At 63.7% G+C, this 17,173-nt stretch carries 14 protein-coding genes; 3 read left to right on the top strand and 11 right to left on the bottom strand.

All coding sequences use genetic code 11. The annotated features are described in order from the left end of the window. Positions 1-4: 4 nt before the first annotated feature. Entirely contained in the window at positions 5-1,045 is a 1,041-nt protein-coding gene (locus I6F16_RS14525; protein ID WP_225111654.1) for a branched-chain amino acid ABC transporter permease, read from the bottom strand. Positions 1,046-1,218: 173 nt separating this feature from the next. On the opposite strand from I6F16_RS14525, the gene I6F16_RS14520 reads away from it, so the two are divergent. After that, positions 1,219-1,740, top strand: coding sequence for a MarR family transcriptional regulator (locus I6F16_RS14520; RefSeq protein ID WP_057028185.1), 522 nt, complete (start codon positions 1,219-1,221; stop codon positions 1,738-1,740). A 31-nt stretch (positions 1,741-1,771) separates the two neighbouring features. Here I6F16_RS14520 and I6F16_RS14515 read toward each other — a convergent pair whose 3' ends face one another. The 10 genes from I6F16_RS14515 to I6F16_RS14470 form a co-directional block, all read right to left on the bottom strand. Further along, positions 1,772-3,055: a glycerate kinase gene (locus I6F16_RS14515; RefSeq protein ID WP_225111655.1), complete on the bottom strand. Its 1,284-nt coding sequence runs from the start codon at positions 3,053-3,055 to the stop codon at positions 1,772-1,774. Between the two features lie 189 nt (positions 3,056-3,244). Next, positions 3,245-4,474 (bottom strand): ABC transporter substrate-binding protein, encoded by a 1,230-nt coding sequence (locus I6F16_RS14510; protein WP_035997932.1) that lies wholly within the window; start codon positions 4,472-4,474, stop codon positions 3,245-3,247. 177 nt (positions 4,475-4,651) lie between these two features. Next, complete coding sequence (locus I6F16_RS14505; protein WP_225111656.1) at positions 4,652-5,881, bottom strand: ABC transporter substrate-binding protein; 1,230 nt, start codon at positions 5,879-5,881, stop codon at positions 4,652-4,654. Between the two features lie 248 nt (positions 5,882-6,129). Further along, a complete protein-coding gene (locus tag I6F16_RS14500) occupies positions 6,130-7,356 on the bottom strand; it encodes an ABC transporter substrate-binding protein (protein WP_225111657.1) in 1,227 nt (408 codons plus the stop codon). A gap of 116 nt (positions 7,357-7,472) precedes the next feature. Next, entirely contained in the window at positions 7,473-8,708 is a 1,236-nt protein-coding gene (locus I6F16_RS14495; protein WP_036021515.1) for an ABC transporter substrate-binding protein, read from the bottom strand. Positions 8,709-8,738: 30 nt separating this feature from the next. Beyond that, positions 8,739-9,758 (bottom strand): branched-chain amino acid ABC transporter permease, encoded by a 1,020-nt coding sequence (locus I6F16_RS14490; RefSeq protein WP_036021517.1) that lies wholly within the window; start codon positions 9,756-9,758, stop codon positions 8,739-8,741. Positions 9,759-9,760: 2 nt separating this feature from the next. Beyond that, complete coding sequence (locus I6F16_RS14485) at positions 9,761-10,639, bottom strand: branched-chain amino acid ABC transporter permease (protein WP_035997949.1); 879 nt, start codon at positions 10,637-10,639, stop codon at positions 9,761-9,763. Between the two features lie 13 nt (positions 10,640-10,652). Continuing rightward, positions 10,653-11,366, bottom strand: coding sequence for an ABC transporter ATP-binding protein (locus I6F16_RS14480; protein ID WP_035997952.1), 714 nt, complete (start codon positions 11,364-11,366; stop codon positions 10,653-10,655). Beyond that, complete coding sequence (locus I6F16_RS14475; protein ID WP_035997955.1) at positions 11,363-12,160, bottom strand: ABC transporter ATP-binding protein; 798 nt, start codon at positions 12,158-12,160, stop codon at positions 11,363-11,365. The genes I6F16_RS14480 and I6F16_RS14475 overlap by 4 nt, the downstream gene beginning before the upstream one ends. A 66-nt stretch (positions 12,161-12,226) precedes the next feature. Next, on the bottom strand, positions 12,227-13,093 hold the full coding sequence (locus I6F16_RS14470; RefSeq protein WP_035997958.1) for an IclR family transcriptional regulator: 867 nt from the start codon (positions 13,091-13,093) through the stop codon (positions 12,227-12,229). Between the two features lie 130 nt (positions 13,094-13,223). Between I6F16_RS14470 and I6F16_RS14465 the strand changes: the two genes are divergently transcribed. Both I6F16_RS14465 and pimA read left to right on the top strand, forming a co-directional pair. After that, positions 13,224-15,320, top strand: a complete 2,097-nt coding sequence (locus I6F16_RS14465; protein ID WP_225111658.1) for a 3-hydroxyacyl-CoA dehydrogenase NAD-binding domain-containing protein — start codon at positions 13,224-13,226, stop codon at positions 15,318-15,320. A gap of 158 nt (positions 15,321-15,478) precedes the next feature. Beyond that, a complete protein-coding gene (gene pimA / locus I6F16_RS14460; protein ID WP_225111659.1) occupies positions 15,479-17,173 on the top strand; it encodes a dicarboxylate--CoA ligase PimA in 1,695 nt (564 codons plus the stop codon).

Below are 17,173 nucleotides of genomic sequence, written 5' to 3'. Positions count from 1 at the left end.
GGGCTCAGTCCTTCTCTTCCTCGACCGCGGGCGCGGCGAGCGAGCGCAGCAGCAGCACGGGGATCAGCAGCATGAAGACGATCACCTCCTTGTAGTTGGAGGCATAGAAGGACGAGAACGCCTCGACGATGCCGACCACCAGCGCCGCGACGGCGGTGAGGGGATAGCTGACGAGGCCGCCGATGATCGCGGCGACGAAGCCCTTCAGCCCGATCAGGAAGCCGGAGTCGTAATACAGTGTCGTGATCGGCACGATCAGGATGCCCGAGAGCGCGCCGATCACGGAGGCCAGTAGGAAGGCGATCTGGCCCGACAGCGTGGTGCGGATGCCGGCAAGCCGCGCCCCAAGCCGGTTGACCGCGGTCGCGCGCAGCGCCTTGCCGTAGAGCGTCAGGCCGAAGAACAGCCAGAGGGCGACGATGAAGGCGATGGTGATGGCATAGACGGTGATGCTCTGGCCGGTGAAGCGCAATGCGCCGGCGGTGAAGGCGCCGGACAGCACGGCAGGCCCGCGCTGGCCTTCGGCGCCGAAGAACAACAGGCCGAGGCCCTGCAGCGCGAGGTGGACGCCGACCGAGGCGATCAGCAGTACCAGCACCGAAGTGTGCGCCAGCGGCTGGAAGGCGATGCGATAGAGATAGAGGCCGATCATCGCCACGATCACCAGCGACAGCGCGATGCAGACCGCGACCGGCGCCTTCTGCGCGGCGAGGGACAGGGTCAGCGCCAACACGATCGCGGGCAGCACGACGTTGGCGATGAAGCTGCGGACGACCAGCCGCCCGTGCAGCGCCTTGCGCGCCACGAACAGGTCGAAGACGAAGGCGCCGATGCCGAGCGCCAGCGCCAGCTTTGCCGTGCCCGGCATCTGGCCGGCGGCCAGCGAGGCATAGGTCAGCGCGCCGTAGGTGACGAATTCGCCCTGGGGAATGAGGATGACGCGGGTGACGGCGAACACCAGCACCAGCGCCAGGCCGAGCAGCGCATAGATCGCGCCATTGGTGATGCCGTCCTGCACCAGGAACAGCATGATGGTGGTATTCAAGACCGGACGCTCCCCCTAATCCGGACCGGTCCCCTCGATTGCGGTGGACGGTCCGCTCACAGCCATTGAAAAACGCAGGCGATATTTGGTATGGTCCATAACAATTATCAAATATAACTTCAAGGGTGGGAACGACCCGCCCCGGAATTTAGCGGGATTACGAGCACGAGGCGATGACCGTTTCCAAAACCGCTGAAAAGTCCTCCGACAAACCGGCCGACGCGGCCAAGGGCCGCAAGGAGGCAGGCGAGCCGCAGGCGGAGGCCCTCCAGCTCGGCGAGCTTTCCGAGCAGCTCGGCTATGTCCTGAAACGTGCGCAGCTCAAGGTGTTCGAGAATTTTCTGCGCTGCATGGCCTCGCTCCAGCTGACGCCGGCGCAGTTCTCGGTGCTGCTGCTGGTCGAGAAGAACCCCGGCCGTAACCAGACCGAGATCGCCTCCACGCTCGGCATCCTCAGGCCGAACTTCGTAGCCATGCTCGACAATCTGGAGAGCCGCGACCTCTGCGCGCGGATCCGCTCCACCAACGACCGCCGCTCGCACATCCTGGTCTTGACCGACAAGGGCAAGGCCGTGCTGGCGCGCGCCAAGAAGCTCGTCGCCACCAAGCACGAGGCCCGGCTGAACGACCTGCTCGGCCAGGCCAACCGCGAAGCCCTGATCGGGATGCTCGCGAAGATCGCCAACGAGTTTTGACTCTTACCCTCCAGGGGAGGGTAAGCGAACGTCAATCCACCAAAATCACCCTGATGTCGTTCACGTTGGTCAGCGTCGGTCCAGGCTGTAGCAGGTCGCCGGTCGCCTCGAAAAACGTGGTGGCGTCGTTGTTGGCGAGATAGGCCTGCGGCTCGAGCCCCAGCGCCTTCATCTTCGCGAACGTCGCCGCATCGATCAGCGCGCCGGCGGGGTCGGTCGGGTGGCCGGCGCCGCCATCGGCGCCGTCGGTGTCGCCGGCCAGCGCCGCGATGCCGGAAGTGTCCTTCAAGAGCGAAGCCAGCGCCAGCGCGTATTCCTGGTTCGGCCCGCCGCGCCCGTTGCCGCGCACGGTGACCGTGAGCTCGCCGCCGGAGAGAATCGCGACGCGCTTGCCCTGGCTGCGTGCCTGAAGCGCCAGCCTGGCGTGATCGACGGCGACCTCGCGCGCCTCGCCTTCGAGATCGGCGCCGAGATCGATGGTCTCGTAGCCGGCCTCGCGCGCAAGCTTCACCGCCGCGTCCAGCGACTGCTTGGGCCGCGCGATCAGCTCGAACGAGGCGCGCGCAAAGGCGGCGTCGCCCGGCTTGCAGCTCTCGTTGTTGGGATCGTCGAGCGCGCGGCGCACCGCATCGTCGATGTCGAGCCTGTATTTCGCCACGATCGCGCGCGCATCCGCCAGCGTGCTCGGATCGGGCACGGTGGGGCCGGAGGCGATCGCGGACGGATCGTCATGCGGCACGTCGGAGATCGCGAGCGTCACGATCTCCGCGGCGTTGCCGCCAGCGCGGGCGAGGCGGCCGCCCTTGATCCGCGACAGGTGCTTGCGCACGACGTTCATCTCGCCGATCGGCGCGCCCGAGCGCAGCAGCGCCTTGTTGACCGCCTGCTTCTGCGCGAAGCTGATGCCGTCCACCGGCGCGATCCAGTTGGCCGAGCCGCCGCCGGTGAGCAGCACCAGCAGGAGATCGTCCGGCCCGGCCTCGCCCGCGAGTGCGAGCGTGTCGGCCGCGCCCTTCAGGCCGGCTTCGTCAGGCACGGGATGACCGGCCTCGACCACGCGAATGCTGCGCGTCGGCACGCCGTAGCCGTGGCGCGTGGTGGCGATGCCGACGAGGCGCTCCGGCGCCAATCCCAGCGCATCGAGATAATGCCGCTCCGCGGCTGCGGCCATCGCGCCGGCGCCCTTGCCGGCCGCGAGGCAGATCACGCGCCCCCTGGGCGCAGGTCGCAGGTGAGGGGCCAGCACCATTTCGGGATGGGCGGCGGCGACGGCCGCGTCGTAGAGCGCGCGGAGCAGGGGGCGTCGGTCGGTCATGGACAATGGCCTTGCGCAGACTGGACTGGCGGCGAGGAGGTCGCCGCCATCTGCCTACCGCATCGTGTGCCAAAGCGTAAGCGCCTTCGCCGTCATTCGATTGTGCAATCGCGTGATCATAATTGCTACACAAGCAAAAGCCCCCTGCGCGATCAGCGCAGGGGGCTCGTCGTCTGGGCTTTGAAGCTTCTAGCCCCCGGCGTCGGCGCTGATCACCTCGCCGAACAGGTCCCACTTGTCGCCCTTGAACTTCATCAGCTGCAGCGAGCTGATCGGTGCGAAGTCGTTCGGCCCGGTACTGATCTTGATGCCGGGCAGCAGCACTTCGGTGCGGAAGTCCTTCAGGCTCGCCGCCTGCTTCATGACGTTCTCGCGCGTGAGATTGTCGCCGCATTTCTTCAGCACTTCGACCAGCGTCTGCGCGACGCCGTAGCCGACGATGGTGCCGCCGTCGAGCTTGTCGCCCTCGGGGAAGTACTTCGTCATGAACTCCAGGAACGCCTTCATGCCGGCGTCGTCCTTCCACTGCGGATCGGAGACGTCCTTCAGATAGGCGGCCGAGATGATGTCCTGCGAATTCTCGAAGCCGGCGGGCTTGATCACGCTGCCGACCGAGGCCGAGACGTTGTTGAGGAAGTGGGTCGGCTTCCAGCCGATCTCGGAGATCTTCTTGATCGCCTGCGCCGCGAACTTCGGCGTGGTGATGTTGATAAAGACGTCGGCGCCGGTGGCTTTCAGCTTGACGATGTGGTTGTCGATGGTCGGCTCCGACGTCTCGTAGCTTTCCTCCAGCACGATCATGCTCGCGGCCTTGGCCCCCAAGCCGTCCTTCAGGCCCTTCAGGTAATCCTTGCCGTAATCGTCGTTCTGGTAGAGCACGCCGATCTTGGCGTTCGGCATGGCCTTGAGGATGTATTTCGCGTAGATCTGCGTCTCGCTCTGGTAGTTGGGTTGCCAGCCCATGGTCCACGGGAAGTTCTGCGGATCGTTCCACTTGGTAGCGCCGGTGGCGACGAACAGCTGCGGCACCTTCTTCGAGTTCATGTATTTCTGGATCGCGGAGTTCGGCGGCGTGCCGAGCGAGTTGAAGACGAGCAGCACCTCGTCGCTCTCGACCAACTTGCGCGCCTGCTCCACCGTCTTCGGCGGCGAGTAGGCGTCGTCGTATGAGACGAAATTGATCTTGCGGCCGTTGATGCCGCCCTCTTCGTTGATCTTCTTGAAATAGGCGGCTTCGGTGCGACCGATGATGCCGTAGGCGGAGGCCGGTCCGCTGTAGGGCATGATGTTGCCGATCTTGATCTCGGTGTCGGTCGCACCGGTATCGTATTTCTTCTGGGCCGTTGCGGTTGAGGCCGAGGCCGCTATGAGCGCGAGCGCCAATGATGCGGCCGCAAGCTTGCCGGTGACAGCAGGCATTCCAATCTCCCTGTTTTTCTTTGTGTGTGCGTCCCTTTTCTTGTCTCGTTTTTCTTCGCGACGCGGCCGCAATTCAATACGATTTGCCTGAACGCTTCAAGGAAAAGCCCCTGCGGCATGGCCGCAGGGGCTGCGTCTTTACTCGATTTGGCTACATCTTGAGCAAGTGGTTAATGGTCAGCCGCCGACGTCGCCGCTCAGCACCTCGCCAAATGGCACCCAATGCTCGCCCTTGAACCGGATCAGTTGCAGCTGCGACAGCGGCGCGAAGTCGGTGGCCGAGGTGTTGACCTTGATGCCCGGCAACAGGCCCGCCGGCTCGAAGTCCTTGATGTTGGCGGCCTGCTTCATGATGTTGTCGCGGGTCAGATTGTCGCCGCATGCCTTGAGCACGTGAACGAGGCCTTGGGCGACGATGTAGCCGTACATTACCGAGGCATCGGCGCGGTTCGCTTCCGGATAGTACTTATCCAGAAATTCGTTCCAGGCGATCATCGCCTTGTCGTTTTTCCACTGCGCGTCGGTCGGATCCTTGAAATATTGCGACGAGATGATGTCCTGCGCGTTCTCGAATCCGGCCGGCTTGATTACGCTGCCGATCGAGGCCGAGACGTTGTTGAGGAAGTGCAGCGGCTTCCAGCCGATCTCGGCGTTCTTCTTGATCGCCTGTGCCGCGAATTTCGGCGTCGTGATGTTGAAGAACACGTCGGCGTTGGTCGACTTCATCTTGACGATGTGGGAGTCAATGGTCGGCTCGGAGACTTCGTAGCTGTCCTCGATGACGATCATCGAGGCGGCCTTGGCTCCGAGCCCGTCCTTGAACCCCTTCAGATAGTCCTTGCCGTAATCGTCGTTCTGGTAGAGCACGGCGATCTTGGCGTTCGGATGGTTCTTCAGGATGTACTTGGCGTAGATGATCGACTCGATCTGGTAGTTGGGTTGCCAGCCCATCGTCCACGGGAAGGTCTGCGGGTCGTTCCACTTCGTGGCGCCGGTGGCGACGAACAGCTGCGGAACCTTCTTCTGGTTCATGTACTTCTGGATCGCCGAGTTCGGCGGGGTGCCGAGCGAGTTGAAGATCAGCAGCACCTCGTCGCTCTCGACCAGCTTGCGCGCCTGCTCCACGGTCTTCGGCGGGGAATAGGCGTCGTCATAGGTGATGAAGTTGATCTTGCGGCCGTTAATGCCGCCTTCTGCGTTGATCTTGCGGAAATAGGCCTCTTCGGTCTTGCCGATCACGCCGTAGGCGGACGCGGGACCGCTATAGGGCATGATGTTGCCGATCTTGATCTCCGTGTCGGATGCGCCGGTGTCGTATTTCTTCTGCGCGAGCGCTGTCGTGGACAGCGTGGCAGCTAGCACGAGGGCAGCCGAGAAGGCCCCCAATCGCACATGCATTGCAGGCATTTTGATCTCCCTGGACAGGATTGAATGTGTCGTTTGTTCTTATTGGGAGCGATCGTTGCGCGTCGCTCCGTCACGCATTCAATACCTATCCACGGCCGTCAGCAAGAAGAACGCCTGCACGGGCCTCGCGCAGGCGGCGATCTCGTCGAAGGCGGTGCTGAATATTCCGGCGCGTGAGATTCTTTTTGCGGGGCAAACTCACCGCTTGAGTTGCTTTACGAGAAGGCGGCTATTTTGAATTGCGTCGTTCAGTGGCTCATCTCGCTCGAGATGATGTCGCCGAACAGCTCCCATTTCCTGCCCTTGAAGCGCATCATCTGCAGCTGCTCGATCGGGGCGAAATCGTCGGGCGCGGTGTTGATCTTGATGCCTGGCAGCAGCGTGTCGGGTGCGAAGTCCTTCAGGCTGGCGGCCTGCTTCATGACGTTCTCGCGGGTGAGATCGTCGCCGCACATCTGCAGCACCTTCACGATGGTCTGTGCGGCGGCATAGCCGTACACGACGCCGGCATCGAGCTTGTTGGCCCTGGGCTCGTATTGCGCGAGGAAACTGTAGAACTTCTTCATGCCGTCGTCGGCATTCCACTGCGGGTCGGAGCCGTCCTTGGTGTAGGTCGCCGACAGGATGCCTTGCGAGACTTCAATGCCCGCCGGCTCCAATACGCCGCTGACCGAAGCCGAGACGTTGGAGATGATGTGCATCGGATGCCAGTTGATCTCCGCGGCTTTCTTGATTCCCTGCGCGGCGAATTTCTGGTTGGTGAGGCTGATGAAGATATCGGCGCCGGCCGCCTTCAGCTTCACGACTCGCTCGTCGATTGCGGGATCGGACGTGTCGTAGGCTTCCTCCCGCACGATCATCGAAGCCTTGGCGCCGAGGCCCTCCTTCAACCCGTTTAGATAGTCCTTGCCGAAATCGTCGTTCTGGTAGAGCACGCCGATCTTTCCGTTTGGCTTCTCCTTCATGATGTATTTGGCATAGATCCGGGCCTCGCTGACGTAGCTCGGCTGCCAGCCCATGGTCCAGGGATATTGCTTGGGGTCGTTCCATTTCGAGGCGCCGCTCGCCACGAACAATTGCGGCACCTTCTTCTCGTTCATGTACTTGCGGATGGCGCTGTTGGTGGAGGTGCCGAGCGAGCCGAAGATCAGCAGCACGTTGTCGCTCTCGACCAGTTTTCGCGCCTGTTCCACCGTCTTCGGCGGCGAATAGCCGTCGTCATAGGAGATGAATCTGATCTTGCGGCCGTTGATGCCGCCCTCGGCATTGATCTTGTTGAAGTAGGCTTCCTCGGTCCTGCCGATCGCAGCATAGCCGGAGGCCGGACCGCTGTAGGGCATGATGTTACCGATCTTGATCTCGGTATCGGACGCGCCGCTGTCGTATTTCTTCTGCGCCAGCGCCTCGCCGCTCATTGCAGTGCACAAGGCAAGCGCGGCCCAGAGCGTCGCAACCTGGGAACGAACGGCGGCCATTGCTCTCCTACCCCGGGATGGATCGATCGCATTGAACAAGATTGGCGCCTGTCGTCAACAAAAAGCCCCCGCGACTGTCCGCGGGGGCTCCTCGTCCTCGATCATCGCGTCACGCGTCACTCGGAGGCGACGTCACCGCTGATGATCTCGCCGAACAGTTCCCACTTCTCGCCCTTGAAGCGCATCATCTGCAGCTGCGCGATCGGAGCGAAGTCGGTGGCGCTGGTGTTGATCTTGACGCCGGGCAGCAGCGTATCCGGGGCAAAGTCCTTCAACGAGGCGGCCTGCTTCATGATGTTGGCGCGAGTGAGATCGTCGCCGCACATCTCCAGCACCTTGGCCAGCGTCGACGCGGCGCCATAGCCGTAGACCATGCTGGTGTCCGACTTGTCGGCACCCGGCATGTACTTGTCGACGAACTCGTTCCACTTCTTCATGCCTGGGTCGTTGGCCCATTGCGGATCCGTGGAGTCCTTGGCGTAGGCGGCCGACAGCACGCCCTGCGCGTTCTCGAAGCCAGCCGGCTTCATCACGCTGCCGACCGAGATCGACACGTTGGTGAGGATCTGGAGCGGCTTCCAGCTGAGCTCGGCGGTCTTCTTGATGGTCTGGGCCGCGAACTTCGGCGTGGTGTAGATCAGCAGCACGTCGGGATTGGCGGCCTTGATCTTGACGATATGGCCGTCGATCGACGGCTCGGAGACCTCGTAGCTCTCCTCCATGACGATCATGGACGAGGCCTTGGCGCCGAGGCCGTCCTTGGTGCCCTTGAGGTAGTCTTTGCCGAAATCGTCGTTCTGGTAGAGGATCGCGATCTTGGCGTCCGGCTTCTCCTTCATCAGCCACTTCGCGTAGATCTGCGCTTCGCTCTGGTAGGAGGGCTGCCAGCCCATGGTCCAGGGGAAGTTCTTCGGGTCGTTCCACTTGGTGGCGCCGGTCGCGACGAAGAGCTGCGGGATCTTCTTGGAGTTGAGATACTTCTGGATCGCACTGTTCGAGGGCGTGCCGAGCGGATTGAAAACGACCAGCACCTCGTCGCTCTCGACCAGCTTGCGGACCTGCTCGACGGCCTTCGGCGGCGAATAGCCGTCGTCATAGGTGACGAAGTTGATCTTGCGGCCGTTGATGCCGCCCTTGTCGTTGATCATCTTGAAATAGGCTTCTTCGGTCTTGCCGATGATGCCATAGGCCGACGCCGGACCGCTGTACGGCATGATGTTGCCGATCTTGATCTCGGTATCGGACGCGCCGGTGTCGTATTTCTTTTGGGCGAGTGCAGCGCCGGAGGTGAGAGTGATGGCCGCCGTTGCCGTGATCAGCGCGGCGGCTCGCAGTGTTCTTCCAAAATACAATTCGGTCTCCTTGGTTAATTCAACGGGTCTTCAGTTCTTCCTGAGCTTGCCGACGAGTTGCTGGCCCAGGATCGCGACCTGCCTTGCGCCGTGCGGCACGAGGTAGATGACGAGGAACAGCAGCACGCCGAATACCGCGCCGGAGAGGCCCTTGGAGATGCTCTCCGCCATGTTCGGCACGAAGATGATGAAGGCCGCACCGACGAACGAGCCGGGCAGCCAGCCGACGCCGCCGACCACCATGCCGAGGAACAGCGAGATCGCGAGCGTGATGGTGTAGCTGTCGGGCGCGACGAACTGCACCGCGATGGCGCCGAGCGAGCCGGCAACGCCGGTGATGCCGGCGGACACGCCGAAAGCCAGCGTCTTGTACAGCGCGACGTTGACTCCCATCGAGGAGGCCGCGATCTCGTTGTCGCGGATCGCCATGAAGGCGCGGCCCGAGCGGGAACGCAACAGGTTCACCGAGAAGATGTAGATCGCGACCGTCACGGCGAGCGTGAAGTAGTACAGCCACATGTCCTGCGACATCGGCAAGCCGAACGGTGCGTCCGGCTTGGTGACGACGAGGCCCTGCACGCCGCCGGTCCAGTGCTCGAGGAAGTTCAGCTTGAGCAACTGCGGCATCGCGGTCGCGAGCGCAAAGGTCGCGAGCGCGAGATAGATGCCCGACAGCCGCAGCGCCGGCTTGCCGAACAGGTAACCGAATCCGAAGCAAATCACGGCGGAGATCGGAATGGTCAGCGCGTAGTTGACGTTGGCATGCTCCATCAGGACCGCGGACACATAGGCGCCGACGGCGTAGAACGCGCTCTGGCCGAGCGAGAACTGGCCGCTTCCGCCGGTCAGGATGTTCAGCGCCAGCACCGCGAGCCCGTAGATCAGGAGCATCGTCATCTGGAAGATGATGAAGTTCTTGACGAACATCGGCACGATCAACAGCGCCGCCAGCACCACCAGCGAGGTGCCGGTGCCCAGCGTCATGGCCCGCTTCGGAACCGCCTCGACCGCCTCGTGGCCCTCGGCGACGACTTCTTCTGCTGCGCTCATGATCAAACTCGCTTGACGATATGCCGGCCGAACAGACCAGCGGGTTTGACGACCAGGACGGAGATGATCAGCGCGAGCGCGATCGGGAGTTTCAGCTCATTGCCGACGCCGGGGATGTAGGTACCGGCGAGATTCTCGAACACGCCGACCAGGAAGCCGCCGACCACGGCGCCGAACGGGCTCGACAGCCCGCCGAGCACCGCCGCGGCGAAGCCGTAGATCAGCACGCCGCCCATCATGTTCGGCTCGAGGAATACGACAGGTGCGATCAGCATGCCGGCGATCGAGCCAATCGCGGTCGCCATGCCCCAGCCGAGCGCGATCATCCAGCTCGTGTTGATGCCGACGAGGCGGGCCGATTCGGGCACCGACGCTGCGGCTCGCATCGCAAGGCCGATGCGCGTGTACTGGAAGAAGAAATAGAGCGCGAGCAGCAGCGCCACGGTGACGCCGATCATGCCGGCCTGGTGCGTCGAGATCAGCTGGCTGCCGAGGAACGGTGCGGAGCCGAACGGGGTCGGATATTGCTTGATCGTGAAGTCCCAGATCAGGCCCGCCGAGGAGTTGATGATCGCAAACAACGCGATGAAGCCGGCGACGTTGGTGAGCACCGGCGCCTTGACGAGCGGCTTGAACAGGATGCGCTCGATCGCGATGCCGGCAACGAAAGAAAATGCCAGCGTGATCAGGAAGGCAGCCCAATAAGACACGCCCCACTGCATCAGCTGCCATGAGATGAAGGTCGAGAACATCGCCATCTCGCCTTGCGCGAAGTTGAGATGGTCGATGGCCTGGTAGATCATGACCACGGCGAGCGCCATGCAGGCATAGATCGCCCCCGTGGCGATGCCGGCCAGGACCTGGTTGGTGAACAGCTCCATTGTGCCGGCTCCCTCAGTAACCCAGATAGGATTTGCGGATTTCTTCGTTGTTCGCGATGTCCTTGGCCTTGCCCGACATCACGATGCGCCCGGTCTCGATCACATAGGCCTGGTCGGCGAGCTCGAGCGCGAGCTGGGCGTTCTGCTCGACCACCAGGATCGAGACCTTGTCCTCGCGGTTGATCTTGCCGAGGATGCCGAACAGGTCGCGCACCACCAGCGGCGCGAGGCCGAAGGAGGGCTCGTCGAGCAGCATCAGCCGCGGTCGCAGCATCAGCGCGCGGGCGACCGCGAGCATCTGCTGCTCGCCGCCGGAGAGCGTGCCGGCCTGCTGGGTATGGCGCTGCTTCAACACTGGGAAATGCGCGTACATGCGCTCGATGTCGGAGACGATGCCGGCGCGGTCCTTGCGGGTAATGGCCCCGAGCTGGAGATTCTCCTCCACCGTCATGTTGGTAAAGGTGCCGCGGCCCTGCGGCACGTGGGCGATGCCGAACCGCACGATGCTCTCGGTCGAACGGTTGTTCAGCGGCTTGCCTTCGAACTCGACGCCGCCGGTGGAGCGCACCATGTTGCAGATCGCGCGCAGTGTGGTGGTCTTGCCGGCGCCGTTGGCGCCCAGCAGCGTCACGAGCGAGCCCTCGTTGAGCGAGAAGGACAGGCCATGGAGCGCCTGGACCTGGCCGTAATAAGCGCGCAGGTCCTTGACGTTGAGCAGTGGCGTCATTGATCCTTGCTCCCGAGATAGGCCTTGATGACGTCCGGGTCCGCCTGCACCTGGGCGGGCGTGCCTTCCGCGAGCTTCTTGCCGAAATTCAGCGCGACAACGTGGTCGGCGATCGACATCACGAGGCCCATGTGATGCTCGACCAGGAGCACGGTCATATGGCGCTCGTCGCGGATTTTGCGGATGAGATCGCCGAGCACATGAACTTCCTCGTGGTTGAGGCCGCCGGCGGGTTCGTCGAGCAGCAGGATCTTCGGATCGGCCGCCAGCGCACGCGCCAGCTCGACCCGCTTCTGCGTACCGAACGGTAGGCCGGATACGACGGTATGGGCGACGTCCTCGAGGTCGAGGTAAGCAAGGATCTCGTGCACCTTCTTGTTGATGCTGGTCTCGCTGCGCCGGACCCAGGCAAGCTTCAGGGAATCGCTGATAATGTCGCTCGAGGTCTTCGAATGGGCGCCGACGCGGACGTTGTCCATCACCGAAAGGTTCGGAAACAGCGCCACGTTCTGGAAGGTGCGGCCGATGCCGATCTCGGCGATCCGGTGCGGCGGCCGCGTCAGGATGCTCACGCCGTCCATCAAGATGTCGCCGGACGACGGCTGGTACAGCCGCGACAGGCAGTTGAAGAGCGTGGTCTTGCCGGCGCCGTTCGGGCCGATCAATCCGAGGATGGCTCCCTTGTGCATGTCGAAGGACACGCCGTTGAGCGCGACGATGCCGCCGAACACGACGCTGACGTCGCGAACCGCGAGCAGGGGCGATGTACCCTGCGCGAGCTGTGCCTGCGTCATCTCGTCTCGCTCACGTCGTTCAGTGAGCGATGGGGCGATGCGAGCCGCTCCCGATGATGACAAAGGCTATCTGAATCCCTCGGCCACACGCGCAACTTTTCCTCCTGATTTCAGCTTTTTGCTGATGTCTTTTTTTGAATGCGGCATCAGACCCCCGAGCGCCGCCTCGATGTTCCTTACCATCGCTAAGAGACGCGGTCCAATGTCGTTGATCAAACGCTCTTCCGTGAAACGGAATGCGGGCGCGCCGCAATTGAATGCGTAAGGCCCGGTTCCGTCGTTGAGCTTGAGCGCGACGCCGGCGGCGCCGATGTCGTCGTGCCAATCGCCGACCGAAATCGCAAAGCCGTATTTCGCGACCGTCTCGCCGGAACGTTCCAAGCCCTCGCGCATCTTCGGCCAGCGGCTGCCGTAATGTTCGCGCAGGATGCGCGACACTTCGGCGCGACCTTCGTCATCGAGTGCCCAGAAATAGGCGCGGCCCATCGCGCTGGTTGCAATCGGCACGCGCGAGCCGACGTCAAGTTGAACGCCGACGGTCTCGCTGCCGCGGCTCTGCCCGAAATAGATCATGCTGTGGCGGTCACGGCCGCCGACGGCGACGGCGCCGCCGGTCGCGCGCATCACCTCTTCGCGGAACGGCTCGGACAAATGCCGAACGCCCAGATTGGCCAGCGCCGCGTAGCCGAGCGACATCGCTGCCGGGGCGAGCTGGTACTTCTCGAAGCGGGGAACCGGCGTCAGATAGCCAAGCTTGGTCAGCGTGTAGGTCAGTCGCGACACGGTGGGCTTGGGCAGATTGGTGCGGGACGCAATCTCCTGATTGCCCAGCAGGCCGTCATTGGGTTGGAACGCGCGCAATACTTCCAGTCCGCGGGAAAGCGCGACGACGAAATTCCGATCGGTCGCGGTCTTCTTTCCTGTACGCTTCATCCCTGATCTGCTTCTTGCGCGGAGTCGTTGACAACGTCCGTGCTTCAAAATAACCCTGCCGTCAAGATGCGGAATTAAATTCCGCAATGCGAAATCGAATAAATGTAAATCCCCACCAAGGAGGGACACCGTGAGCGAAGTGGTCAAGCTTGAGCGTCATGATGAAGTCGGGATCGTCACGGTCAACAGCCCGCCGGTCAATGCGCTGAGTGCCGCAGTCCGCGGCGGCATCCTCGAGTGCATCAAAGCCGCGATCGCCGATCCCGCCATCAAGGGCATCGTGCTGACCTGCGCCGGCCGCACGTTCATTGCCGGTGCCGACATCACCGAGTTCGGCAAGCCGCCGAAGCCGCCCGCGCTCAACGACGTGCTGTCCGAGATCGAAAACTCGCCCAAGCCGGTCGTTGCCGCGATCCACGGCACCGCGCTCGGCGGCGGCCTCGAGGTCGCGCTGGCCTGCCATTTCCGCGTCGCGGTGAAAGAGGCCAAGCTCGGCCTGCCCGAGGTGAAGCTCGGACTTCTGCCCGGCGCCGGTGGCACCCAGCGCCTGCCCCGTGCGGTGGGCCCGGAGCTTGCGGTCAAGATGATCGTCGGCGGCGACCCGATCGGGGCGGCGGAGGCGCTGAAGAACGGCCTGATCGAGGAGATCGTCGAGGGTCCGGCCTCCGGCGGCGAGGCCTTCGTGCGCAAGCTGCTCGCGGAGAAGCGCCCGCTGCGCCGCCTGCGCGACGACGATTCCAAGCTCGCAGCCGCCAAGGCCGACCGCTCGATCTTTACCAATGCGGTCGCGGCCATGACCAAGAAGTCGCGCGGCCTCGAGGCGCCGTTCGCCGCCGCCGATGCCGTCGGCTACGCCATCGACCTGCCGTTCGACGAAGGCCTGAAGAAGGAGCGCGAGGGCTTCCTCAAGCTCGTCGCCAGCGACCAGTCCAAGGCGCAGCGCTACGCCTTCTTCGCCGAGCGCGAGGCCAACAAGATCGCCGGCGTTCCTGAAGGCACCAAGCCGCGGCCGGTGAACCGCGTCGCCATTCTCGGTGCCGGCACCATGGGCGGCGGCATCGCGATGTCCTTCGCCAATGCCGGCATTCCCGTCACCCTGATCGAGACCGGCGAGGAGCAGCTCAAGCGCGGCATGGGCGTGATGCAGAAGAACTGGGAAGCGACCGCCGCGCGCGGCGGCATCCCGGCCGATGCGCCCGCCAAGCGCATGGCGCTGATCAACGGCGTCGTCGGCATCGAGAATGTCGGCGATGCCGATCTCGTCATCGAGGCCGTGTTCGAGACCATGGCGGTCAAGAAGGAGGTGTTCGGCAAGCTCGACCAGTACGCCAAGCCGGGCGCCGTGCTCGCCTCCAACACCTCGTATCTCAATATCGACGAGATCGCGAAGTCGACCAAGCGTCCGCAGGACGTGCTCGGCATGCACTTCTTCTCGCCGGCGAACGTCATGAAGCTGTGCGAGATCGTGCGCGCCGACAAGACCGCGCCGGATGCGCTGGTGACTGCGGTGACCATCGCGCGAAAAATCGCGAAGGTGCCGGCCGTGGTCGGCGTCTGCGACGGCTTCGTCGGCAACCGAATGCTGGCCCAGCGCGGCAAGCAGTCCGAGAAGCTGCTGTTCGAGGGCGCGCTGCCGCAGCAGGTCGATGCCGTCGTCACCAAGTTCGGCATGCCGATGGGCCCGTTCGCGATGAGCGATCTCGCCGGCCTCGACATCGGCTGGCGCTCGCGGAAAGACCGCGGCATCAAGTCCGAGATCGCGGACGCGCTGTGCGAAGCCGGTCGCTTCGGCCAGAAGACCGGCAAGGGTTACTACAAGTACGAAGCGGGCTCCCGTGCACCGCTGCCCGATCCTGATGTCGAGAAGCTGATCGACGAGACCTTAGCTCGTCTCGGCCGCAAGAAGCGCGTCGTGAGCGACGAGGAGATCCTCGAGCGGATGATGTATCCGATGATCAACGAGGGTGCGAAGATCCTGGAGGAGGGCATCGCCGCCCGTCCCAGCGACATCGACGTGGTCTGGCTCTACGGCTATGGCTGGCCGATCTACCGCGGCGGCCCGATGTACTGGGCCGACAGCGTCGGCCTCAAGCACATCGCCGATCGCCTCGCCTTCTACGCCAAGGAGACCAACGACCCCAGCCTCGAGCCCGCCCCGCTGCTGAAGAAGCTCGCCGCGGAGGGCAAGACGTTCGCCTCGCTGGCTGCGGAGTCTAAAGCAGCGTGATCGGGGCTTCGTCCCAACCTTCGTCATTCCGGGATGCGCCGCAAGGCGCAGGCCCGGAATCCATAACCCCAGCTGGTGGTTATGGATTCCGGGCTCGCGACTTCGTCGCGCCCCGGAATGACGGTCTGTGTTAGTTGTTCGCTCGAGCAATCAGGAAAATGACCCATCCCGGCGAACAGTTTTATCCCGAGGGCGTGCGGTGGGACGACCCCATCGTCCAGGGCACGCTGCCGGACCTTCTCGCAAAGGCCGCCGCCGATTTCGGCCCGCGCACCGCGCTGGAATTCCGCGACCGGCCCATCAGCTACACCGAGCTCGCAAGCTTGGCCGATCGCGCCGCCGCAGCGTTCCTGCGCGAAGGCATCGGCAGGAACAGCTCGGTCGCGCTGTTCCTCGGCAACACGCCGGATCACCCCGTCAGCTTCTTCGGCGCGCTGAAGGCCGGGGGCCGCGTCGCGCATCTGTCGCCGCTCGACGGGGAGATCGCGCTGACGCACAAGATCACCGATTCCGGCTCGCGCCTGCTCGTCACCTCCAACCTCCAGGCCCTGCTGCCGACCGCGCTGAAATTCCTGGAGAAGGGCCTGATAGACAAGCTCGTCGTCTGCGAGGACGATCATTGGGGCAAGGTCGGCACGCCGCAGGCGGCGATCCCTGACGATCCCCGCATCGTTACCTTCAAGGCGTTCGTCGAGGGCGCCACCGCGCCTGCGCAATGGCCAGTCGTTGCGGCCGACGACGTCGCGCTGCTGCAATATACCGGCGGCACCACCGGCCTGCCGAAGGGCGCGATGCTCACGCACGGCAATCTCACCTCGGCGGTGTCGATCTACGACGTCTGGGGCAGGCCGGCCCGCGCCGCCCGCGGCGAGACAATCGAGCGCGTGATCTGCGTGCTGCCGCTGTTCCACATCTACGCGCTCACGGTGGTGCTGCTGTCCTCGCTCCGCCGCGGCAATCTGATCTCGCTGCATCAGCGCTTCGACGTCGAAGCCGTGATGCGCGACATCGAGGTCAAGCGTGCGACGTATTTCCCAGGCGTGCCGACGATGTGGATCGCGATCGCCGCGCTGCCCGATCTCGACAAACGCGACTTCTCCTCGCTGGTCACCATCGGCTCCGGCGGCGCGCCGCTGCCGGTGGAGATCGCGAGCTTCTTCGAGCGCAAGGTCGGCAAGAAGCTGAAGAGCGGTTGGGGCATGACCGAGACTTGCTCGCCCGGCACCGGCCATCCGCCCGAGGGCCCCGAGAAACCGGGCTCGATCGGCCTGACGCTGCCCGGCATCGAGCTCGACGTCGTCGCGCTCGACGATCCCAGGCGCGTGCTGCCACCGGGTGAGATCGGCGAGATCCGCATCAAGGGCCCGAACGTCACCAAGGGCTACTGGAACAAGCCGGAGGGATCCACGGAAGCCTTCGTCGATGGCCGCTTTCTCACCGGCGACATCGGCTATGTCGATGCCGACGGCTATTTCTTCCTGGTCGACCGCAAGAAGGACATGATCATCTCCGGCGGCTTCAACGTCTACCCGCAGATGATCGAGCAGGCGATCTACACCATTCCGGGCGTGCATGAGGTGATCGTGCTCGGCATTCCCGATCCCTATCGCGGCGAGGCAGCCAAGGCTTTCATCAAATTGAGGCCCGAGGCAAAGCCGTTCACGCTCGACGAATTGCGCGCGCAGCTTGCCGGCAAGCTCGGCAAGCACGAATTGCCGGCCGCGGTCGAGTTCGTTGACGACCTGCCGCGCACGCCGGTCGGCAAATTGTCGCGCCACGAATTGCGCCAGCAGCAGAAACCGTCGTCCGGGATTCGCGCTGCCGATGCCCCCGCAATGACGAAAATGAAGTAA

The sequence above is a fragment of the Bradyrhizobium sp. IC4060 genome, assembly GCF_020193715.1.
GTDB lineage: Bacteria > Pseudomonadota > Alphaproteobacteria > Rhizobiales > Xanthobacteraceae > Bradyrhizobium > Bradyrhizobium yuanmingense.
The sequence above is the reverse complement of the archived record's forward strand: the minus strand, read 5'-3'. Positions and strand labels throughout refer to the sequence as shown.